The sequence below is a fragment of the Nonomuraea sp. B10E15 genome (assembly GCF_039871615.1).
Classification (GTDB): Bacteria; Actinomycetota; Actinomycetes; order Streptosporangiales; family Streptosporangiaceae; genus Nonomuraea.
This window is the reverse complement of sequence record NZ_JBDPMB010000011.1, coordinates 258,548-281,704: the sequence shown is the minus strand read 5'-3', so window position 1 is coordinate 281,704 and position 23,157 is coordinate 258,548. Positions and strand designations below refer to the sequence as shown.

Annotated in this window: 20 protein-coding genes; 7 read left to right on the top strand and 13 right to left on the bottom strand. The window is 72.6% G+C overall.

Annotated features, from left to right (window positions below):
- The first annotated feature begins 56 nt into the window (after positions 1 to 56).
- Positions 57 to 2,174 (top strand): RecQ family ATP-dependent DNA helicase, encoded by a 2,118-nt coding sequence (locus ABGB14_RS28935; RefSeq protein ID WP_347646972.1) that lies wholly within the window; start codon positions 57 to 59, stop codon positions 2,172 to 2,174.
- Between the two features lie 170 nt (positions 2,175 to 2,344).
- Here ABGB14_RS28935 and ABGB14_RS28930 read toward each other — a convergent pair whose 3' ends face one another.
- A complete protein-coding gene (locus tag ABGB14_RS28930; protein WP_347646971.1) occupies positions 2,345 to 2,785 on the bottom strand; it encodes a hypothetical protein in 441 nt (146 codons plus the stop codon).
- A 129-nt stretch (positions 2,786 to 2,914) separates the two neighbouring features.
- Complete coding sequence (locus tag ABGB14_RS28925) at positions 2,915 to 3,808, bottom strand: sugar kinase (RefSeq protein WP_132603920.1); 894 nt, start codon at positions 3,806 to 3,808, stop codon at positions 2,915 to 2,917.
- Between the two features lie 169 nt (positions 3,809 to 3,977).
- On the opposite strand from ABGB14_RS28925, the gene ABGB14_RS28920 reads away from it, so the two are divergent.
- The 4 genes from ABGB14_RS28920 (at position 3,978) to ABGB14_RS28905 (ending at position 9,938) form a co-directional block, all read left to right on the top strand.
- A complete protein-coding gene (locus ABGB14_RS28920; RefSeq protein ID WP_347646970.1) occupies positions 3,978 to 6,959 on the top strand; it encodes a GNAT family N-acetyltransferase in 2,982 nt (993 codons plus the stop codon).
- A 114-nt stretch (positions 6,960 to 7,073) separates the two neighbouring features.
- The gene (locus ABGB14_RS28915) at positions 7,074 to 7,664 is read left to right on the top strand and encodes a DUF5998 family protein (protein ID WP_347646969.1); all 591 of its coding nucleotides are present in this window, start codon (positions 7,074 to 7,076) and stop codon (positions 7,662 to 7,664) included.
- A 349-nt stretch (positions 7,665 to 8,013) separates the two neighbouring features.
- Positions 8,014 to 9,120: a nucleotide pyrophosphatase/phosphodiesterase family protein gene (locus ABGB14_RS28910; RefSeq protein ID WP_347646968.1), complete on the top strand. Its 1,107-nt coding sequence runs from the start codon at positions 8,014 to 8,016 to the stop codon at positions 9,118 to 9,120.
- Positions 9,117 to 9,938 carry a sulfurtransferase gene (locus tag ABGB14_RS28905; protein ID WP_347646967.1) on the top strand — a complete coding sequence of 274 codons (822 nt, stop codon included), beginning with the start codon at positions 9,117 to 9,119 and terminating at the stop codon, positions 9,936 to 9,938. Before ABGB14_RS28910 ends, ABGB14_RS28905 begins: the two co-directional genes overlap by 4 nt.
- A 198-nt stretch (positions 9,939 to 10,136) precedes the next feature.
- Here ABGB14_RS28905 and ABGB14_RS28900 read toward each other — a convergent pair whose 3' ends face one another.
- From ABGB14_RS28900 to ABGB14_RS28885, 4 genes are all read right to left on the bottom strand, one after another.
- Complete coding sequence (locus ABGB14_RS28900; RefSeq protein WP_347646966.1) at positions 10,137 to 12,638, bottom strand: CHAT domain-containing protein; 2,502 nt, start codon at positions 12,636 to 12,638, stop codon at positions 10,137 to 10,139.
- A 61-nt stretch (positions 12,639 to 12,699) separates the two neighbouring features.
- Positions 12,700 to 13,146: a hypothetical protein gene (locus tag ABGB14_RS28895; RefSeq protein WP_347646965.1), complete on the bottom strand. Its 447-nt coding sequence runs from the start codon at positions 13,144 to 13,146 to the stop codon at positions 12,700 to 12,702.
- Complete coding sequence (locus ABGB14_RS28890) at positions 13,143 to 13,697, bottom strand: sigma-70 family RNA polymerase sigma factor (RefSeq protein ID WP_347646964.1); 555 nt, start codon at positions 13,695 to 13,697, stop codon at positions 13,143 to 13,145. Before ABGB14_RS28890 ends, ABGB14_RS28895 begins: the two co-directional genes overlap by 4 nt.
- Positions 13,698 to 13,769: 72 nt before the next feature.
- Positions 13,770 to 14,783, bottom strand: a complete 1,014-nt coding sequence (locus ABGB14_RS28885) for a S8/S53 family peptidase (protein WP_347646963.1) — start codon at positions 14,781 to 14,783, stop codon at positions 13,770 to 13,772.
- A 176-nt stretch (positions 14,784 to 14,959) separates the two neighbouring features.
- Between ABGB14_RS28885 and ABGB14_RS28880 the strand changes: the two genes are divergently transcribed.
- Entirely contained in the window at positions 14,960 to 15,427 is a 468-nt protein-coding gene (locus ABGB14_RS28880) for a hypothetical protein (protein WP_347646962.1), read from the top strand.
- Between the two features lie 396 nt (positions 15,428 to 15,823).
- Entirely contained in the window at positions 15,824 to 16,318 is a 495-nt protein-coding gene (locus ABGB14_RS28875) for a DUF3145 domain-containing protein (protein WP_347646961.1), read from the top strand.
- Between the two features lie 181 nt (positions 16,319 to 16,499).
- On the opposite strand, the gene ABGB14_RS28870 is transcribed toward ABGB14_RS28875, so the two are convergent.
- The 7 genes from ABGB14_RS28870 to ABGB14_RS28840 all read right to left on the bottom strand — a co-directional run bounded on the left by ABGB14_RS28870 (position 16,500) and on the right by ABGB14_RS28840 (position 23,153).
- Positions 16,500 to 17,924: a carboxyl transferase domain-containing protein gene (locus ABGB14_RS28870; RefSeq protein WP_347646960.1), complete on the bottom strand. Its 1,425-nt coding sequence runs from the start codon at positions 17,922 to 17,924 to the stop codon at positions 16,500 to 16,502.
- Between the two features lies 1 nt (position 17,925).
- Positions 17,926 to 19,158, bottom strand: a complete 1,233-nt coding sequence (gene fabF, locus ABGB14_RS28865) for a beta-ketoacyl-ACP synthase II (protein WP_347617907.1) — start codon at positions 19,156 to 19,158, stop codon at positions 17,926 to 17,928.
- Between the two features lie 49 nt (positions 19,159 to 19,207).
- The gene (locus ABGB14_RS28860) at positions 19,208 to 19,447 is read right to left on the bottom strand and encodes an acyl carrier protein (RefSeq protein WP_043614464.1); all 240 of its coding nucleotides are present in this window, start codon (positions 19,445 to 19,447) and stop codon (positions 19,208 to 19,210) included.
- A 92-nt stretch (positions 19,448 to 19,539) separates the two neighbouring features.
- Positions 19,540 to 20,496: a beta-ketoacyl-ACP synthase III gene (locus ABGB14_RS28855; protein WP_347646959.1), complete on the bottom strand. Its 957-nt coding sequence runs from the start codon at positions 20,494 to 20,496 to the stop codon at positions 19,540 to 19,542.
- Positions 20,493 to 21,389 (bottom strand): ACP S-malonyltransferase, encoded by an 897-nt coding sequence (locus tag ABGB14_RS28850; RefSeq protein ID WP_347646958.1) that lies wholly within the window; start codon positions 21,387 to 21,389, stop codon positions 20,493 to 20,495. Before ABGB14_RS28850 ends, ABGB14_RS28855 begins: the two co-directional genes overlap by 4 nt.
- Positions 21,390 to 21,492: 103 nt before the next feature.
- Entirely contained in the window at positions 21,493 to 22,617 is a 1,125-nt protein-coding gene (locus ABGB14_RS28845; RefSeq protein WP_347646998.1) for a helix-turn-helix domain-containing protein, read from the bottom strand.
- Between the two features lie 104 nt (positions 22,618 to 22,721).
- Positions 22,722 to 23,153: a DUF350 domain-containing protein gene (locus ABGB14_RS28840; RefSeq protein ID WP_347646957.1), complete on the bottom strand. Its 432-nt coding sequence runs from the start codon at positions 23,151 to 23,153 to the stop codon at positions 22,722 to 22,724.
- Positions 23,154 to 23,157 lie beyond the last annotated feature (4 nt).

The window sequence follows — 23,157 nt, the reverse complement described above, 5'->3', positions numbered from 1 at the left end:
TGGTTTTGCGGGCCTCGCTCACCACGGCGCCCGGGAGAGCTGGTAACAAGGGAGGCATGATTGACGCCCCCGATGTCGGGATGCTACGGGAAGAGGCCGAGACGCGGCTGCGGGCGCTGGCGGGCGAGCACGCCGTGCTCCGCGACGACCAGTGGGCCGCCATAGAGGCGCTCGTGATCGACCGCCGCAGGGTGCTCGTCGTGCAGCGCACCGGCTGGGGCAAGTCGGCCGTCTATTTCGTGGCCACCGCGCTCCTGCGCGAGCTCGGCGAGGGCCCCACCGTCATCGTCTCCCCGCTGCTGGCCCTCATGCGCAACCAGATCGCCGCCGCCGAGCGGGCCGGCATCAGGGCCGTCACGATCAACTCCGCGAACCCCGAGGCGTGGGAGGAGATCTACGGTCAGGTCGCCGACGGCATGGTCGACGTGCTGCTGGTCAGTCCCGAGCGGCTCAACAACCCCGACTTCCGCGACAACGTCCTGCCCGAGCTGGCCGAGAGCGCCGGGCTGGTCGTGGTCGACGAGGCCCACTGCATCTCCGACTGGGGCCACGACTTCAGGCCCGACTACCGCAGGCTGGCCACATTGTTCGGGGACCTGCCGCCGGGCATCCCCGTGCTCGCCACCACGGCCACCGCCAACGCCCGCGTCACCCGCGACGTGGCCGAGCAGTTGAGCCTTCCTCCCGAGCTCCGGCCTGAGGGCGGCGACGACACGCTCGTCCTGCGCGGGCCGCTCGAACGCGAGAGCCTGCACCTGAGCGTCGTCCGCCTGCCCTCCGCCGAGCAGCGGCTGGCCTGGCTGGCCCAGACGCTGCGCGAGCTGCCTGGCTCCGGCATCGTCTACACCCTCACCGTGGCCGCCGCCCACGAGATCGCCGGATACCTGCGCGAGCAGGGGCTCGAGGTGGCCGCCTACTCCGGCCAGACCGAACCGGCCGAGCGGCTGGCGGCCGAGGAGGCGCTGCTCCGCAACCAGATCAAGGCGCTGGTGGCGACGAGCGCGCTCGGGATGGGGTTCGACAAACCCGATCTCGGGTTCGTGGTGCACGTGGGGGCTCCGCAGTCGCCCGTCGCCTACTACCAGCAGGTCGGCCGGGCCGGGCGCGGCGTCGAACGGGCCGAGGTGATCCTGCTGCCCGGCACGGAAGACCGCGACATCTGGGCCTATTTCGCCTCGCTGGCCTTCCCGCCCGAGCCCGTCGTCCGCACCACGCTCCAGACCCTCGAGGAGCGCGGCGTCATGTCCACCCCCGCGCTCGAAACGGCCGTCGACCTGAGCCGGGGCCGGCTGGAGATGATGCTCAAGGTCCTCGACGTCGACGGCGCCGTCCGCCGGGTCAAGGGCGGCTGGGAGGCCACCGGGCAGCCGTGGGCCTACGACACCGAGCGGTACGCCCGCATCGCCGAGGAACGCAAGGCCGAGCAGGACGCCATGCTCAGCTACCTGACCACCTCCGAGTGCCGGGAGCGGTTCCTGCGCGGGCACCTCGACGACGAGACCGCCACGCCGTGCGGCCGCTGCGACAACTGCACCGGCACGCACCGCTCGACGGAGATCGGCGCGCAGGCCGTCGAGGGCGCCCGCGAGCGCCTGAGCAGGCCCGGTGTCGAGATCGATGCCCGCAGGCAGTGGCCCACCGGGCTGCCCGACCTGTCCGGCCGGATCAAGCCCGAACTGGGCGCCGAGCCCGGCAGGGCGCTGGGGCGGCTGACCGACATCGGGTGGGGCAACCGGCTGCGCGAGATGTTCAGCGCCGGCGACGGGCCGATGGCCGACGACATGTTCGCGGCCGTGGTGAAGGTGTTGTCCGCGTGGGACTGGCGCGAGCGCCCGGTGGCCGTGGTCAGCGTGCCGTCCGCGACGCGGCCCAAGCTGGTGCGCACGTTCGCCGAACGGCTGGCCCAGGTCGGGCGGCTGTCCTACCTGGGGGAGCTGGGCTACCGCGCGGGCTCGCCCGGGCAGCAGTTCAACAGCGCCAAACGGGTGCAGGCGATCAGGGGCACGCTCGCCATGCCGAAGGACGTGGGCACCGCGATCGCGCAGTGCGGCGGCCCGGTCCTGCTCATCGACGACCGTGTCGACACGGGGTGGACGATGACGCTGGGCGCGGCCATGGTGCGCCACGCCGGGGCGCCCGCCGTGCTCCCGCTCGCCCTGGCCACCACGTCCTGACCACCACGTCCTGACCGGCGCGTCCTGACCGGCGCGTCCTGACCGGCGCGTCCTGACCGGCGCGTCCTGACCGGCGCGTCCGGTCAGGTGAGACCCGTCGTGACCGGTTCGTAGTCGCCCATGGACCGGGCTGAGCGCTCAGGCCGGCGCGGCGTCAGGCAACCCTGTGATCAGCGCGTGCCAGGAGGTGCGTCCACCTCGGCGTCGAGCTGGTGGTCCGCCCAGACGTAGCTGTCGGGAAGCAGATCGGCGATGGAGACCGTACGGAGTCCGTCGCGTGCGCCGACGATGACCTTGAGGGCGGGGAAGTAGTCGAGCAGGACCTGGCGGCAACGGCCGCACGGCGGCACGACGCCCCGGTCGCGGTCGCCCACCGCGACGATGGTGTCCAGCTCGTAGACGCCCTGCGCGGCGGCCGCGCCGATGAGGACCAGCTCCGCGCAGGGGCCGCCGGTGAAGTGGTAGGCGTTCACCGCCATGACGATCCGGCCGTCGTGGTCGCGGGCCGCGGCCGCCATGGTGTGGTTGTCGCCCCGGCAGCGGGTGGCCGCGACCTGTGCCGCGGCCCGGATCAGTTCACGGTCGACGTGGTCGAGCTCTGCGGTCGTCATCTCTGCCTTCATACGCTCGACGGGTCGAGAACGGCAGGCCGTTTCCTGTCGGCTTCGATTGCCCGATCCGCCGGCCCGCCCGTGTTCGTCCTGGGGCGTCCGGCGTCGCGTGAACGTGCTGGTCGGGCACTAGAACGGGGGACGCGCACCCAGGTGCATGATGGCCTTGGCCGCCAGGCGGCACCCCGACGCCAGCGCCTCCGCAGGCGGCTTGCCCTCAAGCCACGGCGGCAGGAACCCGGCGGAGAACGCGTCACCCGCACCGGTGCCGTCGACGATCTTGTCGACCGGCTCGGCGGCGACCCTGACCGGATCGGGGCGGCCGTTGGTATACCACAGCGCGCCCTCGGCGCTCATCTTGATCACGACCTGCGGGAACCACGCGGTCAGCACCTTGGCGGCGGCCTCGGGCTCGTCGCGGCCCGTCAGGACCTTGGCCTGGTCGATGTTGGCGAACAGCAGCTTGGCGCCGTTGGTCCACTCGAGGAACGGCTCGGCGCCCGTGCGCTCCAGCGGCGCGGACGAGGCGCAGTCGACCGAGATCGACATGCCGGTGCGCCTGGCCATGTCGAGCGCCGCGAGACCGGCGTCGCGCGAACCCTCGTTGATCAGCGTGTAGCCGGACAGATGCAGGTGGGTGCCCTGGCCGAACAGATCGCGCGGCAGGTCTTCCGGCGACAGCGCCGCGTTGGCGCCAGGGTCGGACAACATGGTGCGCTCGCCCTTGTGCGTCACGAGCACCACGCAGGTGCCGGTGGGCCGCTCAGGGTCCATGACGAGCCGGGCGTCGACGCCGTAGCCCATCAGCTCCATGTCGCGGTTGCGCCCCGTGATGTCGGCGCCCCTGCGGCCGATGTAGGCCACCTCGGCGCCCTCGACGGCCAGCCACGAGGCGATGTTCGCCCCCGAGCCCCCGCCGTGCATCGTCACGATCGCCGGGGTGTCGCTCGCCCTGGCGAGCGCATAACGGGCGCGCGCGACCGCGTCGGTCATGAGATCGCCCACCACGACGACCCGCGTCATGATGTCACCACCTTGCTGCCTTCGGAACGAGCCTGGCCACGGCAAAACTAACAGCTTCCGGGCTGCTCGTGGGACGGACCCATCACACAGGGCAGCAGTCGATGCACAAGCGTTGCCCAACTGGGGCCCCGGGTCTTGGCATGTGGGACGCGGGTTTACGCTCAGGACTGTGGAGGAACAGTATCCGGCTCACTGGGAGGCGGATGTCGTCCTGGCCGACGGCGGCACCGCACACGTCAGGCCGATCAGGCCCGCCGACGCCGATCGTCTCCGTTCCTTCTACTCCCGTCTGTCCGACGAGTCGATCTATTTTCGCTTCTTCGGGCCCCGGCCGCGGCTGTCCGACAAGGAAGTCGCCCGCTTCACGAACGTCGACTACGTCACCAGGGTCGCGCTGATCGCCACCATCGGCGACGAGATGGTCGCCGTGATCCGCTACGACCGCACCGGTCCCGGCGAAGCCGAGGTCGCCTTCCTCGTCGAGGACGCGCACCAGGGCAGGGGAGTGGCCTCCGTGCTCCTGGAGCACCTGGCGGCCACGGCCCGCGAGCGCGGCATCGAGCGCTTCGTCGCCGACGTCCTGCCCGCCAACATGCGGATGACGGGCCTGCTGCGGCAGGCGGGCTACACGGCCCAGAGCCAGTTCGCCGACGGCGTCGTACGCATGACGCTCGACCTCACCCCCACCGACACCTCAGCCGAGGTGAGGGCCGCCCGCGAGCACCGCGCCGAGGCCAGGTCCATCGCCCGGCTGCTCACCCCCGGCTCCGTCGCGGTCATCGGAGCCTCGCGCGAGCCCGGAGGCGTCGGTCAGAGCGTCCTGCGCAACCTCCTGGCCGCCGGCTTCACCGGCCCCGTCTACCCCGTGCACCGCGAGGTGCGTGCCGTGCACGGCGTACGCGCCTATCCGAGCGTGACGGCGATCGACGACGAGGTCGACCTGGCCGTGGTGGCCGTGCCTGCCGAGAGCGTGCTCGACGTGGTCAAGGAGTGCGCGGAGAAGGGCGTGCACGGGCTGGTCGTGGTCTCGTCGGGGTTCGGCGAGACGGGCGCGCGGGGCCGGGCCAGGCAGGACGAGCTCGCCAGGATCGCCCGCTCCTACGGCCTGCGCGTCGTCGGCCCCAACTGCCTCGGCATCGCCAACACCGACCCGGCCGTCAAGCTCAACGCCACCCTCGCCCCCACCGTGCCCGGCCGGGGCAAGGTGGGGTTCTTCAGCCAGTCGGGCGCGCTCGGCACCGCGCTGCTCCAGCGGGTGGCGCAGCGTGGCATGGGCATCTCGTCGTTCGTCTCCGCGGGCAACCGGGCCGACGTGTCCGGCAACGACCTGCTGCAGTATTGGGAGGAAGACGACTCCACGGATGTGATCCTGCTCTACCTGGAGTCGCTCGGCAATCCGCGCAAGTTCACCCGGCTGGCCCGGCGCATCGCCCGCCGCAAGCCCATCGTGGTGGTCAAGAGCGGCGGCACCCCCGCGGGACACTCGGCGGAAGAGCTCGGGCTGCCCGACTCGGCGATCAGCTCCCTGTTCGAGCAGGCGGGCCTCATCAGGGTGGACGATCTCATCCAGCTGTTCGACGTGGGGCAGGTGCTGGCGTACCAGCCGCTGCCCGCCGGGCCCAAAGTCGCGCTCGTGACCAACTCCGACGCGCTCGGCCTGCTCGCCGCCGACGCCTGCCTCGCCGCGGGCCTCGAGCCCCGCCCGCCGGTCAACCTCGGTCCCGGCGCGGGCCCCTCGGAGTTCGGTACGGCGCTGGCCGGCGAGTTGTCCTCCACCGACGTTGACGCCGCCGTCGTGATCCACATGCCGCCCATCCCCGGCGCGTCCGACGAGGTGGCCGCCGAGCTGCTGCGCGTCTCCAAGGACGTCGCCAAGCCGGTGGTGACCACGTTCCACGGTCATCTGGGCATGCATCCGGCGCTGCGTGTCGGGACCGGCTCCGCGACGCCCGGGAGGTGCTCCATCCCCTCTTACGCGGCGCCCGAGGAGGCGGTGAGGGCGCTGGCGCACGTGGTGCGGTACGCGAGGTGGCGGGCGCATCCGGCGGTGCCGCCACCGGAACTCGACGGCATCGACACCACCCGCGCGCGATCCCTGGCCCGAACCGCCCTGGCCGCCGCCCTCGCCGGAGAGGCGACCACATCGCGAGACACGGCCCCCATCGCGGCAGCGGACGAGAGGACCACTGGTGGCTCGCGGGGAGAGGCGGTCGCCGCGTCGCCCGACGGATCGCCAGGTACGGCGACCACCGGGCCGTCCGGTGGCTCGTCCGGTGAGGCCGCCGTCACGTCGTCCGGTGAGCCGCCGGGTGAGATGGCCGCCACGTCGGCCGGTGCGGCGTCCGGAGCGCCGGCCGAGACACCGGCTGGGACCCCAACGGGGACACCGGCTGGAACACAGTCCGGAATGCCGTCCGGGACGCCGGGCGGAGGGCCGGACGCCGGGCGGCTCGGCTCGTCGGGTGTGTTCGCCGAGCCGGGGCCGCCGGTCGAGATCGACCCCACCGAACTTCTGTCCTGCTACGGCCTGACCGTGTGGCGGGCCGAGCTGGTGCGTTCCGCCGATGAGGCGGTGGCGGCGGCCGAGCAGCTGGGCTGGCCCGTGGTGGTCAAGGTCGCCGACCCGGGCGCCTCACGCAGAGCCGGGACGGTGCGCCTGGGGTTGACGGGGCCGGAGATGGTCCGCAACGCCTACACGGAGTTCGCCGTGCAACTGGGCGAAGGAGCGGAGCTCGCGGTCCAGCGGATGGCTCCGCAGCCCGCCGTGCCGACCGTCGTGGGCGTCATCGAGGACCCCGCCTTCGGGCCGGTCGTGTCATTCGGGCTGGGCGAGGTGACCGCCCGGCTGCTGCAGGACCAGGGTTTCCGCCTGGCGCCGCTGACCGGCGAGGACGCCGCCGCCCTGGTGCGCTCCGTACGCGCGGCTCCGCTCCTGTTCGGCGAGTACGGCTACCCGCCCGTGGCCGTCGGCGCCCTGGAGGATTTGCTCGTACGCGTCGGCCGCCTGGCCGGTGACCTGCCGGAGCTGGCCCGGCTGGACCTCGACCAGGTGCTCGTGGGGGAGTCGGATGTCATGATCCTCGGCGCCCGCGCCACCCTGCGCACGCCGGCGGGCCCGCGTCTGGACGGTGGCCCGCGCCGGCTCTCCTGATGCGCCTTGAGCGAATGCAGGGAACAGAGTGCTCGGTGTTACGTGTACACAGACCGTTATAGAGCGTTATATCCGGCGGGTGAGTGCACTGCCCGGTCCTGGCAGGATGGACCCATGAGGGAAACCCGAGTCTCCGCCGCGGGCCTGCGCGAAGCGATCGAGCGCAGCGGCTATTATCCCGACCTCGTCACCGACGCGGTCGAATCCGCGCTGGGCAAGGAGGTCGTGACCGCGTTCGTGGTGCACCACGAGGCGACCTTCGATCCTGCCATGGAGGTGCGCAGGCACGTCACGGTCCTGGTGCTGACGACGACGCGGCTGCTGGTCTGCCACACCGACGAGCACCCGGCGGTGGAGGGTGTCTCCGCGTCCCACGCCTCCACCACCACGGAGGCCGTGCGCCTGAGCCGCGTCCAGTCGGTCGCCGTCACCCGGGTGGTGCCCGACCCCGCCGCCTACGCGCCCGGTGTCCCGCCCACGGAAGTGACCCTCACGATCGGCTGGGGCGCCATCTCCCACGTCGATCTGGAGCCGGCCACCTGCGGCGACGAAAACTGCGAGGCCGACCACGGCTACACCGGCGCCATCACCGCCGACGACCTCTCGCTCCGGGTCAGCGAGGCGGCCGACGGGCCCGAGGCGGTCAACCACGTCCTGGCGTTCGCGAAGTCCCTCTCCGAAGCCACGGCCCACGCCACCGCCTGACCTCTCCCGGCCCCGCACCGGCCCACCCTCGACGCCGGCGCGCCCGCCCTTTTCACCCCACACCCCCGGATCCCGGCTGAACACCGCCGGAAGACGCCCACCAGGCGACACCGCCCGCCAGGGAAACCCCGGCCTGCAAAGCGAGAGACTGGAATCACCGGTAGACGGCTCGGCGTAGAACACGGCCCAGAAGACGCTCGTCACGGCGAGCACCGCGTGAGCCTTCACGACCGGCCATGACGGACGTGAAGCAACGTCGGCGCGTGCGGGCAGGCCGGCTTTGCCGTAACGGATGCAAGCCAGTTCCAGCGCCGGCCGGCAGACAGCGAGCGGCGGTTAGGCTGTGCGCATGGTGCCGGGGTATGGCGGAGGGGCGCTGACGGATCTGCCGGATTCGTTGCTGGCCGCATTGGGCATGCGCGCGCCCAACGCGCTCGCCATTGAGCCCGCCGAGCGCGTCTGCCTGTTCCTGGTGGACGGTCTGGGAGCCGAGTTGCTGCGCGCCCACGCCGACGCCGCCCCGTTCCTGGCCGGCCTGCGGAGCAGGACGCTCAACGCGGGTTTTCCCGCCACGACCGTGACGAGCCTGTGCTCGCTGGGCACGGGCCTGACGCCGGGCGAGCACGGCATGCTCGGGCTGATGCTGGCCGTGCCGGGCGCCGGCCACCTGTTCAACTGCCTGCGCTGGACGCTGCCCGGCGGCCACGTGATGGACCCGGACGAGTGGCAGCCCGCCGAGACCGTCTACGAGCGCGCCACTCTGGCCGGCATCGACTCCGTCTATGTCGCGCCCGCGCAGTTCGAGGGCACGGGCCTGACCAGGGCCGTCTACCGTGGCGTGCGCTACGTGGCCGCCGAGACCGCCGACGAGCGCGTCGCCCGCGTGCACGAGGCGATGCGGCGGCGCCCCGCCCACGTCACCGTCTACTACGGAGACCTCGACGCGGCCGGCCACATGACGGGCTGGGGCAGCGAGGAGTGGCTGCGGCAGCTCGGCGTGGTCGACGGCATGGCCCAGCGGATCGCCGAGGGGCTGCCGCCCGGATCCGCCCTCTACGTCACCGCCGACCACGGCATGGTCAACGTCGGCGAGAAGGTCGATGCCGAGAGCGTCCCCGAGCTGACGCGGGGAGTGGCGCTGCTCGGTGGCGAGGCCAGGGCCAGGCACGTCTATGCCGAGCCGGGTGCGGGCGATCAGGTGCTGGAGGCGTGGCGCGGGGTCTTCGCGGGGAAGGCCTGGGTAGCCTCCAGGGAGGAGGCGGTCGAGTCGGGCTGGTTCGGGCCCCGCGTGCGTGACGCCTGGCTGGAGCGCATCGGCGACGTCGTGGCCGTCCCCTACACCGACCTGGCCATCACCGCCCCGACGAACCATCCGGTCGAGGCCGTCTTCACCGGCTACCACGGTTCGCTGACGGCGGCCGAGCAGAACGTCCCGCTCCTGGAGGTACGCACGTGACGAGCCCGCTCATCACACCCGCCGATCTCGCCGCGCTCGACGGCGTGACGGTGCTCGACGTCCGCTGGCGGCTCGGTGGCCCGCCGGGGGTGGAGCTTTACCGCGAAGGGCACATCCCGGGCGCCGTCTACTGCGACCTCGACACCGACCTCGCCGGGCCTCCCGGCGACGCCGGCCGGCACCCGTTGCCGGATCCCGGCGCGTTCCAGGACGCCATGCGCCGCCTCGGCGTGTCCGACCGCCGGCCGGTCGTGGTCTATGACGACGTGGGCGCCACGGTGGCGGCCAGGGGCTGGTGGGCGCTGCGCTACTTCGGCCACCAGGACGTCCGCGTGCTCGACGGCGGGCTCGCCGCGTGGGCCGGGGCCGGGCTGCCGGTCACGAAGGAGGCCCCGGACCCGCTCGCCCACGGCGACTTCACCGCGCGGCCGGGCGGGATGCCGATGCTCACGGCCGACGAGGCGGCCGCGCTGGCCGGTCACGGCGTGCTGCTGGACGCCCGAACTGCCGAGCGTTACCGGGGCGAGGCAGAGCCGGTCGATCCCGTGGCGGGTCACATCCCTGGAGCTGTCAACGCGCCCACGACCGGGAACGTCGGGCCGGACGGCAGGTTTCTCGCCCCTGACACGCTGCGGGCCCGCTTCGCCGGTCTCGGGGTCAGCGAAAGGGTGGAGACGGGCGCCTACTGCGGATCCGGCGTGACGGCCGCCCATGAGGTGCTGGCGCTGGAAGTGGCGGGCCTGCCCAGGGCCGCACTCTACGTCGGTTCCTGGTCCGGGTGGGTCGCCGACCCGTCAAGACCCGTGGCGACCGGCTGACCACCCAGCGCCACCTCACCACGGTGCGCCGCGCGGGCCGAGGACCGCACGACCACGCACGCCCACCGCGGCTCGGCAACGGGCCGCATCGCTGCGTGGCCGCGCGGCCGCACCACCACGCAGCCACCCGGGGACCAGACCGGTACGAGGCCGCGGCGAAGCACGTCGCCGTGGAGGCGCCGGGCGTGCGACGCGCCGTCAGTACAGCGCCCGGTCGCCCGCGCCGAAGCAGACGAAGGCGTGCTCGCCCGTCTTGGCAGCGGCGCACGCCAGAGCCGCGTCCGGTGGCCGGCCCGCCGCCACGAGCTCGTGGAACACTCCCATGACGGCCCGCGCCGCCTCGTCCCGCACCGGTACGAGCCCCGCCACCACACACGACGACCCCTTGGCCAGGAACGCCCCCGGCAGGCCGAGCGGCGCCCCGTCCACGGGTGCCCGCGACATTCCCGAATTGCACGCGGAGAGCACCACGAGCTCCGCCGACCGGGGCGCCTCCAGCAGGTCGTACGCCATGAGCGGCCCGTCCTCCAGCGTGATCCCGGACACCAGCGGGCTGCGCGAGTGGAACACCCCGTGCGCCGCGAGGTGCAGCACGTCCGCGACTTCGAGTGCCTTCAGGACGTCGGCCGTGCGCGCGGGCGACTCGCGTCCCCCCGGGTGGCAGGACAGGACGTGCGCCACTTCGGCGTGCGCGTGCGCCAGCGCGGGCCCGGCGGCGGCCACGACCACCGGGGGCCCGTCGCGGCGTACCCGATCGAGTGCCTGCACCCAGGCGGCCGCGCTGGCGGCCACGCTCACCGGGCGCTCCCGCAGGCACGGCAGCGCGCCCCACGGCAGCGTGTGCAGCGCGCCCACGGGCACCGCCACGAGCGGCCCGTTGCCCAGCTCGGCGAGGAGCGGCCGCAGCACCAGCCGTTCGACGTCGACGGCAGCGGCTTCGACGTCGCCGGGGCCGGCCTGGCGGCGCAGCGAGTAGCGCAGCCGGACGATCGCCTCCTTGACCTGCCGCACGTCGGCCAGCCGTCGAAGCAGCACCCGTCGCTCGGAGATCAGTACGGCCAGCAGCGACTCCTCGTGGGTCACGTACTCCACCAGGGTTCCCCCTCCCAGCTCCGCCCTCACCCGCTCGGGATCGGCGGGCGAGCCGGCGTGCGCGGGGGCGGTGACGGCCCGCCAGCGCTCGCTCCACTCGAACACCTCCTTGACGCCGCCGTTGCGCACCGCCAGCCCCAGCCCGAAGGCCGCCAGCCGCTCCCCGGCCCTGGCCGCGTGGGCGCGCAGCGACGGATCGTCGAACGTCTCGACCTGCTCGCTGACCTCCGACAGCCCGTCCTGGACCGCGCGGAAGGCGCCGGTGTTGTCCTCCTGCAGCGCGGCTTCGAGCGCGAGCGCGTGCTGGCGCACCGGTCCCGGGATGTGCGAGGCGCGCTGCCTGGACTGCGGCTCCGAGCCCAGCGGGGTGAGCCGGGTGCCGGCCGGGACCCATCGTTCGCCCCGTTCGGCGTACCGGGTGAGCCGGGCGAGCTGCGCGGAGGCGGTCGGGTGGTCGTCCACGGCGAGTGCCGCCTCGGCCGCCACGAGCCGCAGCGCCGCCCCTGCCTGCGGGGCGAAGCCGTTCTCCAACTCGTCGGCGCACGCGATCAGCTCCCCGACGAGGGCTGGGGTGACGGGTTCGAGCGCGAGCCGTGACCGCAGCACGACCTCCTGCGCCAGTGGCAGCCAGCGGGTCCGTTCCTGGGCGGCCAGCTCGGCGGCGGCCTGTTCGGCCACCTGCCTGGCCTGGTGCGGGTCGCCGGTGAGCAGCTCCACCTGGGCCAGTTTCAGCCGCGCCTCGGCCAGCGCCACCTGGGCGCCCGACGCTTCGAGGTCGGGTACGGCAAGGCTCAGCATCGCCCTGGCCTCGCCGGGCAGGTGGGCGGCCAGCAGGGCGCCGGCGAAGTCCGCCCGCATCGTGGCCAGCCGCTCGGGGAAGCCGAACAGGGTGTCCTCGGCGTCCCGGTAGTGCTTGAACGCCCCGGCGATGTCGCCCCGGCGTACCGCGAGGAACGGCAGGTTCGCGGCGGACAGGCGGGACAGGTGCAGCAGCCCGGCGTGTTGGGCGATCTTCAGGCACGCGGTCAGGTCGCGCATCGCGGCGTCCCAGTCGCCGCGGTAGGAGTGGATGAGCCCGCGGTTGAGCAGGCCGCCCGCCAGGAACCTGCGGTCGTCGATGGTGCCGGGCGCGGTCACCAGGGCGCGTAGCGCACGGTCACAGGAGGCGATGGCCTCCTGGTGGCGGCCGAGGTGGGCCAGGGCGACCGCGCGCTGCGTGTCGAGTTTGGCGCGGTCGAGCGGGCGCAGATAGGCCCAGGCCAGGGCGGCCACGCGCAGTGCCTGCAGGGGGTGCCCGCGTTCGGTGCGCACGGTGACGAGGGAGAGCCGCACCTGCGCGAGCCGCTCCTGCGGCGCGCCGGGGGTGCCGAGGCCTTCGCGGAGGTGCTGCTCGGCCGCTTCCAGGTCGCCGAGCTCGCGGGCGGCCAGCGCCATCGCCCTGAGCGACATGACCGCGGCCTCGGCGGAGCCGACACGGCGGGCAGCCGCCAGCACGAGGCGGCCCGCGCGCAGGGCGTGGCCGGGATCCACCAGGGAACGCAGCATCGCGGCCTCGGCCGCCCTGACGAGCGGATCGAGGTCGCCTGATGAGTCCGGGTATGCACTCATGGCAGGCCTTGGTCTGGCGCCGGGCGGGGGCGCGGCTCCCCCTGCCGGCTGATGGTCGGGGTCAGGGCCGGATGCGCACCCATCTGGTTTGTACGGGGGCACGTCCGGGTCGGTGGCACACCACGCTGAGCCAGCCAGGAGGCAGGCCCGTCGCGGCGAAGTTGCCGTTGTGGGCGAGGTGTCTGGTCAGCGTGAGGTGCGGGGTCTTCACGTCGATGACGGCGTCTTCGCCCGGGTGGGGGCACACCTGGCCCGCGACGTCGATGAGCCCGTCGCCCACCGTCACCTCCAGGTCGAAGGTGAGGCCGTCGGCGACGAAGCGCACCAGGTGGCAGCCGTCCGGGTCGCGCACGTCGGGGCCCGCGGCGCGTGCGGCGGGCGTGGCGGTCACCGCGCGGGGGATCCGCAGCCCGTAGATGTCGCGTGCGGCGGCGGACACCTGGCTCGGGATGGGGTCGCTTCCCGCGGCCAGCCGGAGGGCCGCCAGGAAGTACTCGTCGTTGATCATTGCGCCGTCTCCTGTGATGAGATCAGGGTGCGCAGTTTCTCCAGGCAGCGGGCCTTGGTCGGGCCCACGCTGCCCACGGGCATGCCCAGCCGCGCGGCCATCTGCCGGTTGCCCAGATCGATGGCGACCAGCTGGATGAGCGTGCGGCAGGGCTCGTGCAGGGCGGAGACCTGCTTCCAGAGCAGGCGCCTGCCGTCGGCCTCCAGCACGGCGGAGGCGGGGTCGGGATCGTCGACGGCTTCGAGGGCGAGGATGTCGTGGTCGAAGGGGGTGACGTCATGACGCTTGCGGAGGAACGCGTGAGCCTCGCGGCGCACGGTGGTCATGAGCCAGCCGCCGACCTTCGCCGGATCCCTGAGCGTGTGGAGGTGCTGGAGCAGCCGCAGCCAGGATCCCTGGACCGCGTCCGCCGCGTCGGCGGGGCCGAGCCCGGACGCCCTGGCCACCGCCCACATCCGCGGCCCGTATCTGGCCTCGAGCTCGTCCCACGCCGTCCGGTCGCCGTCGGCCGCCGCTGTGACCAGCTCCGCCGGCTCACGTGGATCGGGCATGCGGCCTCCTTCCGTGCGGCACGCCGAGGCGGTCATGCCTCTTCGTGATTGCGTGAGGACTGAGCGTAAACTCTACAGACTCGCCGGTACGAGAACTCCCAGATCCGGAATTTGCCGGGCCTCCTCGGTGCCGAGGAGCCGCCTGACCACCTCCTTCGCCGGCTCGTCCCTGGCCGCGTCCGCGATGGCGCCCGCCACCAGCGCGGTGGCGAACGACGTGCCGCTCCACGACGCGAAGCCCTCGAACTCGCCGCCCCGCAGGAAGCTGCTGGTCAGCCAGTCGCCGCGGGCGCAGGCGTCCACCCAGGTGCCATGGCCTGAGTAGACGGCCCGGTGCTCCTGCGAGGCGTCCACGGCCGCCACGCCCACGGCGCACCCCAGCGCGGCGGGCCAGAACGGCCGGTCGGAGGCGGTGTTGCCGGCGCAGGCCACGGTCACCGTGTCGCTCAGCGCGGCGAGGGCGTCGGACAGCAGGGGCGGCGGCCGGTCGTCGAAGGTGTGACCGCCGAAGGACAGGTTGAGCACGTCGGGAGGGCGCTCGCGCATGCGGTGCAGCGCGCGTACGACGGTCGCCTCGTCGCCGAGGCCGTCGCCGTCCAGCACCCGGCGCACCCGCAGCGCCGCGCCCGGCGCCCGGCGTGCCAGCAGGCCCGCGATGAACGTGCCGTGCCCCGCCTGCGCGCCCTCCGCCGCGTCGGCGTCGTCGGGGCCGAGCCGCTCGTACCAGTCGCTGCCGGACCACCACGGGTGCTCGGCGACGCCGGTGTCGAGCAGGCCGATGACCACGTCCGAGCGCGTACGGCCGGGCTTGTAGCGGATGGGCGGCACGGGGAAGGGCCGTGACGCGGGTCCGCCGAAGAACAGCGGCTGGCCGCGGAACACGTGGTTCGGCGAGGCCCGCACGCCCTGGTCGCGGAGCTCGGCGGTGACCTCGCAGGGGTCCGCGCCGGGAGACAGGTGGACGACGCAGACCCCGTCCGCCTCCGAGACCGCGGAGGTCCAGCGCGACGCGGCGGACAGCGCCGACCGGTCGGTCAGCACCTGACCTGGCCGGATGAACGCCTCGCCGGCAGGTTGCATGTCCATCAGAGTCTCCGGAGACGACCGCCGCCATCAGGCGACGGGTGGGTCGGGTACGGCAGGGCCGTCAAGGCCCGATCGTGCCCTGACCTGCCAGTTCCGCGCATCACGGATGTCCTTCCCGGTTTTGTCGGCGCCGGCCGAAATCGTGGTGTTGTCGTTACACGTGATGGGAGGTGGGTGTGCGCAGGTCGTTCTCCTCCCAGCAGGCCACCCTGCGACGGCTCGACAAGGCGTTCGCCGCGTTCTTCAAGCGGGTCCGCGCGGGTCGCGCGCCGGGGTTTCCCCGGTTCAGGGGGCGCGGCCGGTTCGACACGGTCGAGTGGCCCAAGGACGGCCACGGCTGCCGGTGGGACTCCCAGCCCGGCCACCCCACCGCGACCTGCGTCCGTGTGCAGGGCGTCGGGCACGTCCGCGTCCACCGGCACCGGCCCGTGCGCGGCCAGGGGAAGACGATCAGCGTCACGCGCGAGGGCTCCCGCCGGTTCGCGGTCCTGCCGTGCGACGTGCCCGCCGAACCGCTGCCCGCCACGGGCGTGCCGGCCGGGACCGACATGGGGGTGGCCTCGCTCGTCACCACCTCCGGCGGCGGCCGGGTGGCCGACCCCCGCCACCTCGCCGCCACCGCCGGCCGTCTGGCCGACGCCTGATCGCGGTGCACCCCGCCGGCACCTCCCACCTGCGCCCTCCGTGGCCGCGGCGCGAAGGAGAACCGCGTCACCCAAGCCGGGTTCGCCTGTACGGCATGCGGTCATACCGCGCACGCCGACGTCAACGCGGCCATCGACATCCGGAGGGCAGGGCTTGCCCTTCGCGACGCTGCGGGAGCGGCTTGGCGAGAAGCCGCTCCCTTCAGGGAACGGAGGAGTCACGAGGCGGTATCTTTCCTCCGCTGCCCCGCTGTCACGTACGACTCCCGCACCAAGTTGGTATGGCCCCCCACTGGTGCCGGATGGCGACCGACGGTAGTCTCTCCCTAGTCACTTGTGATCATCCCGGGACGAGGCCGTTGGGGAAGGCGCACCTCGTACCGAACGGGAGGTCCGGTGTCTGCTCGTGGCGTCCTTTACGTCCACTCGGCTCAGCCTGCGCTGTGCCCACACATCGAATGGGCAGTCGCGGGTGTCCTCGGCGTGCCCGTAGATCTGACGTGGACTCCGCAACCCGCCGCGCCCAACGTCGTGCGCGCGCAGGCGGAATGGGAGGGCCGGCCGGGCGTCGCCGCGGCCATCGCCTCTTCGCTCATGGGCTGGCAGCGGCTCAGATTCGAGATCACCGAGGACGCTTCCCCGGGTGTCGACGGGTCCCGGCACGCCTACACGCCGACGCTCGGCGCCTTCACGGCGGTCATCGGCGCGGCCGGCGACATCATGATCCCCGAAGACCGGCTGCGCACCGCGATGATGATGGCCGCTCAGGGCCGGTGCGTGCTGGAGGACGAGCTGGACAGGATGCTCGGCAAGCCGTGGGACGAGGAGCTGGAGCCGTTCCGCTATGCCGGGGACGGCGCGCCGGTCCGCTGGCTGCACGCCGCCGTCTGACCTCGCCGTACACCCGCTCGGCACGAGCAGCCCCTGCGGCCGGGCTCCGCTGCCCGGCAACGGCAAGGCCCCGCACCGAACCGGTGCGGGGCCTTGCCGTTGAGCCTGACGGCGAGCCGTCGCCGAGGGCGAGCCGAGGCGGCCCGGCATGCCGATGGGATGCCGGACGGCTCGTCGGCTGTTACAGGGGGATGTTGCCGTGCGCGCCCCGGGCGGGGGTCGCCTGGGCGAGCAGTTTGGCGATCGCGCCGCGGGTCTCCTCCGGCTTGATCACCTCGTCGATGACGCCCAGCTCCTGCGCTCTGGTCAGGCCGCCGGCGAGCTTCGAGTGCTCCTCCGCCAGGCGCTCCTCCAGCTCGGCCCGGTCCTGCTCGGGCACGGCCGCCAGCTCGCGCCGCTTGATGACGCGCACCGCCGCGACGGCCCCCATGACGGCGACCTCGGTGGTGGGCCAGGCGAAGACCTTGGTGGCGCCCAGGGCGCGGGAGTTCATCGCGATGTACGCCCCGCCGTACGCCTTACGCGTGATCAGCGTGACCCGCGGAACCGACGCCTCGGCGAACGCGTGCAGCAGCTTGGCTCCCCGGCGCACCACGCCGTCGTGCTCCTGCCCGACGCCCGGCAGGTAACCGGGAACGTCCACGAGGACAACCAACGGCACCCCGAAAGCGTCACACATACGTACGAAGCGGGCGGCTTTCTCGGCGGACGTGGCGTCGAGGCAGCCGCCGAGCCGCATCGGGTTGTTGGCGATCACACCGACCGTCCGGCCACCGAGGCGGCCCAGCGACGTGACGATGTTCGGTGCCCACTTGGGGTGAAGCTCCAGGCCGGGCTCGTCGAGCAGGCCGTTGACCAGCGGCTTGACGTCGTAGGCACGGCGCGGGGAGTCGGGCAGCAGCGTGGAGAAGTCAACTTCCTCGATTTCTCCCGACCGCATCCGGCCCTGGTGGCCGAGGAGCGTGGCGAGCTGGCGCGCCTTGACGTAGGCGTCGGTCTCGGTCTTGGTGACGATGTGCGCCACGCCGCTGCGCTTGCTGTGCGGCTCGGTGCCGCCCAGGGCGGCGCTGTCGACGTCTTCGCCGGTGACGCTGCGGACCACGTCGGGGCCGGTCACGAAGATGCGGCCGGAGTCGGCCAGGATGACCAGGTCGGTGAGCGCGGGACCGTAGGCGGCGCCGCCGGCGGCGGGGCCGACGACCACGGAGATCTGCGGCACCACGCCGGACGCCTTGGTCATGGCGGCGAAGACCCGGCCGACGGCGTGCAGCGACTCGACACCGTCGGGGATCCGCGCGCCGCCGCAGTGCCAGATGCCGATGACCGGCACCCGCTCGCGGACGGCCACGTCGTAGGCGTGCACGATGTGCTCGCACCCCTCGCTGCCCATGGCGCCGCCCTGAAAGCGGGCGTCACTGCAGAACGCGACGACGGGAACACCCTCGACGCGCCCCATGGCGGCCAGCATGCCGCTCTTGTCTTCCGGGGTGATGAGCCGCAGCGAGCCCTCGTCGAGCAGCGCGGTCAGGCGGACGATGGGATCGCGGGGATCGGCAGGCTCCTGATCGGAGCCGGGCGTCACCACCCGGTTGTCGAGGACGGTCACTTTATGCCCCCTTAAACACGACGGTCACGTTGTGCCCGCCGAATCCGAACGAGTTGTTGACCGCGGCCACGTCGCCGTCGGGCAGCGTGCGGTTCTTGCCGTGGACGACGTCGACCTCGATGCCGTCGTCGAGATCGTCGATGTTGATGGTGGCGGGAACGATCCGCTCCTGCAGCGCCTTGATCGTGAAGACCGACTCGATGCCGCCCGCGCCGCCGAGCAGGTGCCCGGTCATGGACTTGGTCGACGTCACCAGCGGGTGGGTGCCGATGGCCTTGGCCACGGCCTGCACCTCGCCGACGTCGCCCGCGGGCGTCGAGGTGGCGTGCGCGTTGACGTGCTTGACGTCGTGGCCGGTGACGCCGGCGTCGGTGAGAGCCTGCGTCATCGCCATGATGATGCCCCGGCCGTCAGGCTCGGGCTGCGTGATGTGGTGCGCGTCGGCGGAGTAGCCGACACCGGAGCAGTAGGCGTAGATGCGCGCGCCCCGCGCCCTGGCGTGCTCCTCGGACTCCAGCACCACGATGCCGGCGCCTTCGCCGAGCACGAACCCGTCGCGGCCGCGGTCCCACGGCCTGGACGCGCCCGCCGGGTCGTCGTTGCGGGTGGACATGGCCCGCGCGGCCGCGAAGGCGGCGATGTTGAGGCCGTGGATGGCGGCCTCGGTGCCGCCGGCGACCACCACGTCGGCGCGGCCCACCCTGATCATGTCCATCGCGTGGCCGATGGCCTCGGCGCCGGACGCGCACGCCGACACCGTGGCGTGCACACCCGCCTGGGCGCCCAGGTCGAGCCCGATCCAGGCGGCCGGGCCGTTGGGCATGAGCATCGGCACGGTGAACGGCGACAGCCGGTTCCAGCCACGCTCGCGGTAGGTGTCGTAGGCGCTCAGCGTGGTGTTGATGCCGCCGATGCCGCTGGAGACCACGACGCCGAGCCGCTCCGGCGGCACCTCGGGAGAGCCGGCGTCCTGCCAGGCCTCCCTGGCGGCGACCATCGCGAACTGCTCGCTGCGGTCGAGGCGGCGGGCCTCGGGCCGCGGCAGCACCTCGGTGGGGTCGACCGCGGCCGTCCCCGCGAACTTCACGGGGACGGTGTCGATCCAGTCCGTGGTGAGAGCCTCGACACCCGACTGACCGGCGAGGAGCGCCGTCCAGGTCGAGGTGACGTCCCCACCGACGGGCGTCGTCGCGCCGAGCCCGGTGACGACGACACGTACCCGGTTCGCACTCACGTTTCGCGCTCCCTTGCTGATCAGTACTGGTCGGATCGGGTGTTGCGGCTCAGTTCTGGATGAAGGTGAGGACGTCCTTGACCGTCTTCAGGTTCTTGAGCTGGTCGTCGGGGATCTCGACGCCGAACTCGTCCTGGGCGGCCACGGCGATCTCGACCATGGACAGGGAGTCGATGTCGAGGTCGTCCACGAAGCTCTTCTCGGGGGTCACCTCGGACGCCGGAATGCCGGTGATCTCGTTGATGATCTTGCCAAGGCCCTCGAGGATGTCCTGCTCGGTGGCAGCCATGTCGCTATTTCTCCTTTGGTTTCCTGGGAATCTGTGCGGTTGCGCCGCACCAGTCTTTCTTCGGGCGGGCACGGCGCGGACCGTGCCCGATCCTACGGAATCTCGATCACTTGGCCCGCGTAGGTCAGGCCGGCGCCGAAGCCGAGCACCAGCGCGAGATCGCCCGTGCGGACCTCGCCGCGCTCCACCATGCGCGAGAGCGCGAGCGGGATGGAGGCGGCCGAGGTGTTGCCCGAGGTGACGATGTCGCGCGCGATGACGGCCTGGTCGGCGCCCAGCTTACGGGCGATGGCCTCGATGATGCGCAGGTTGGCCTGGTGGGGTACGAACGCGGCCAGCTCGGACGGGTCGACACCCGCCCGCGAGCAGGCCTCGAGCGCCACCGGATGCAGCGCGGTGGTGGCCCAGCGGAACACCGTCTGGCCCTCCTGCCGGAGGTAGTCGGCGCGGTCCTTGATGATGATCGCGTCGGACTTGTCGCCGGCGCTGCCCCACACCACGGGGCCGATGCCGGGCGTCTCCGACGGGGCCACCACCGCGGCCCCCGCGCCGTCGGCGAAGATCACCGCGGTGGACCTGTCGGTCCAGTCGATCCACTGCGACAGCTTCTCCGCCCCGATGACCAGCACGTTCCTGGCCGATCCCCCGCGCACCGCGGCGCTGGCGGTGCCGAGGGCGTAGCAGAACCCGGCGCAGGCGGCGTTGACGTCGAACGCCCCGGGCGACTCGATGCCCAGGCGGTGGGCGACGATGGCGGAGGCGTTGGGGATCTGGGTCTCGAGCGTGCACGTGGCGACGATGACGAGATCGATGTCCTCCGGCGACAGCCCGCTGGCGGCCAGTGCCTTGCCGCCGGCGATGGCGGCCATGTCCTCCAGCGACTCACCGTCGGGCGCGACCCTGCGCTCCTTGATGCCGACCCGGGACAGGATCCACTCGTCGTTGGTCTCCATGGTCTTCGCCAGGTCGTCGTTGGTGACCACGTTGGCGGGCTGGTAGTGGCCGAAGGCGAGCACCTTGGCGCCGGCGGCGATGTCGGGAATCTTCACGGGATCAGCTCCCTGGCCGCGTCGAGGTCGTCTGGGGTCTTCAGCGCGACGGTCCGCACGCCGCGCAGGGCGCGCTTGGCCAGACCGGTCAGCGTGCCGCCGGGCAGCAGCTCGATGATCCCGGTGACGCCGAGACCGGACATGGTCTCCATGCAGGCGCCCCATCGGACCGGGCTGCTGACCTGCTGGACCAGCCGCTCGACGAACTCGGCGCCGGTGGCGACCGGCCTGCCGTCGAAGTTGGACAGCAGCGTGACCCTCGGGTCGGCGGGCGTGACGTTCCTGGCCGCCTCGCGCAGGCTCTCGACCGCCGTGGCCATGTGGGCGGTGTGGAAGGCGCCTGCCACGGAGAGCGAGATGAGCCGGGCGCGGGCGGGCGGGTCGGCCTTGAACGCGGCCAGCTGCTCAAGGGTGCCGCCGGCCACGATCTGCCCGGCGCCGTTGATGTTGGCGGCGGTGAGCCCGTGCCTGTCGATCGCGGCGAGAACCTCCTCCTCGACGCCGCCGAGCACGGCCGTCATGCCGGTCTCGGTGATGGCGGCGGCCTTGGCCATGGCCTGGGCGCGGTCGCGGATCAAGGAGAGCGCCTGCTCGGGGGAGAGCACCCCGGCCAGCGCGGCTGCGGCGAACTCGCCGACGCTGTGCCCGGCCACGACGTCGGGGGCCGCGCCGAGCGCCTCGGCGGAGGCCAGCGCGGCGGCCACGAGCAGCGGCTGGGCGACGGCGGTGTCGCGGATCTCGTCGGCGCCGGCGGTCGTGCCCTGGGCGATCAGATCGACCCCGGCGACCTCGGACCACGAGCCGAGCCTGTCGGCCAGACCGGGCAACTCAAGCCATGGAGCCAGGAATCCTGGCGTTTGGGCACCTTGGCCCGGAGCGACGAGTACAAGCACAAAATCCACCATGCCCTGTAGAAGTCCGACACGCGGATGGAGATCCGTACGAACTTTGTCCAGGGTGATTTGTAGGAACCCTACAGTGGGGATTTCGGCGCGGTTACGTTAGAGCGCGCCAGCTCGCCGCACTCTCCGCGAGCCTCCCGAGGATGAGCCCCACCTGGAGGGTGAAGGCGGACCTGCCCTCGGTGGGCTGGTAGCCCGTCAGCTCGGTGATCTTCTTGAGGCGGTAGCGCACGGTGTTGGGATGGACGAACAGCAGCCGGGCCGTGGCCTCCAGCGAGGTGCCCTGCTCCAGGTAGGTGGCCAGCGTGTCGAGCAGCGGGGTGCCCGCGAGCGGCAGGTAGACGCTCTCGATGAGCTGCCCCCTGGCGTCGAGGTCGCCGTCGAGCGCCCGCTCGGCCAGCAGGTCCTCGGCGTGTACGGGCCTCGGCGCGTCGGGCCACCCCGACGACGCCTTCAGCCCGGCCAGCGCCGCCCTGGCCGAGTTGGCGGCGGCGTGCAGGTCGGCCACCTCGGGGCCGATGACGATGGGGCCGACGCCGAAACGGGCCACGACCTGCTTGGCCGCGTCGTTGACGCTGCCGGCGCCGCCCACGATCACGATCAGCCGGTCGGCCTGGACCCCCGCCAGCAGGTCCATGCCGATGCGGCGGCCCTTCTCCCGCAGGCCGTCGATGACGGCGCGCGGGTCGCCCTCGGGTGCGTGCCCGGCGATGACGACGACGGGGGAGGAGGTCCAGCCCAGGGCTGCGGCCCAGGAGTGCAGGCCGTCGTCCACCTCGCCGCGCACCAGGGCGTCCACGATCAGGGCCTCGAGCCTGGCGTCCCACGACCCCCTGGCCTCGGCCTCGCGGGCGTAGACGTGGGCGGCGGCGAAGGCGACGTCGCGGGTGTAGCGCAGCATGGCCTGCTGGAGCTCGTCCTCGCCGCCGGGCGCGGCCAGCTCGTGGGTCTGCGCCTCGACCACCTCGACCACGACCCTGACGATGTCGACGGTCTGCTGGAGCGAGATCGACCGTTTGAGCTCGCGCGGCGCCGTGCCGAAGAACTCGATGCTGGGCGTGCGCCGCCCCTCACCGGCGGTCGAGAACCACTCGACGAACGCGGCGATGCCGGCCTGCGCCACGAGCCCCACCCACGACCGGTCCTCGGCGCTGAGCGCCCGGAACCACGGCAGTTGCTCGTCCATGCGCGCCATCGCCGCCGTGCCGAGCGAGCCCATGGCCCGCTCGAGCCTGCGTGTCGTGTCCTCCCGGGTCCGCTCTGTCACGTCTCCTAGAGTGCCAGGTCTCCTCGGCTGACCGGAACGGCGGCTCGTCCCCTCCGTCAGATGACGGCGACGGCGGTGATGAGCCCGATCGCGACGTGGGTCACCGCGAGCAGCCGCGCGCCCGGCTGCAGGTCGGGCTCCTTGACGAGCTCGCGTACGGAGATGCCGACCACCCGGTCGAAGATCAGCATGGCCACCGTCTGCACCACGATGCCGACCAGCCCGAACACCGCCGTGCCCGCGAGGCCCTCGGTGAGCCGGCCGCCCGACGACCAGATCGAGGCGGCCACGATGAGCCCGATGGCGGCCATGGCCGAGCAGGCCAGCAGGGTGGCGTTGGGGTTGCGCTCGTTGCGGATGACCTCGCTCAGCTTGCCGGGCGTGGCCCAGTCGATCACGTAGAACCCGACGATCATCAGGATCACGCCGACGGCGGCGTACGCGGCGACGGCGCCTGAGCCGCGGGCGAGGATTTCGAGAAGAGTCACGTCA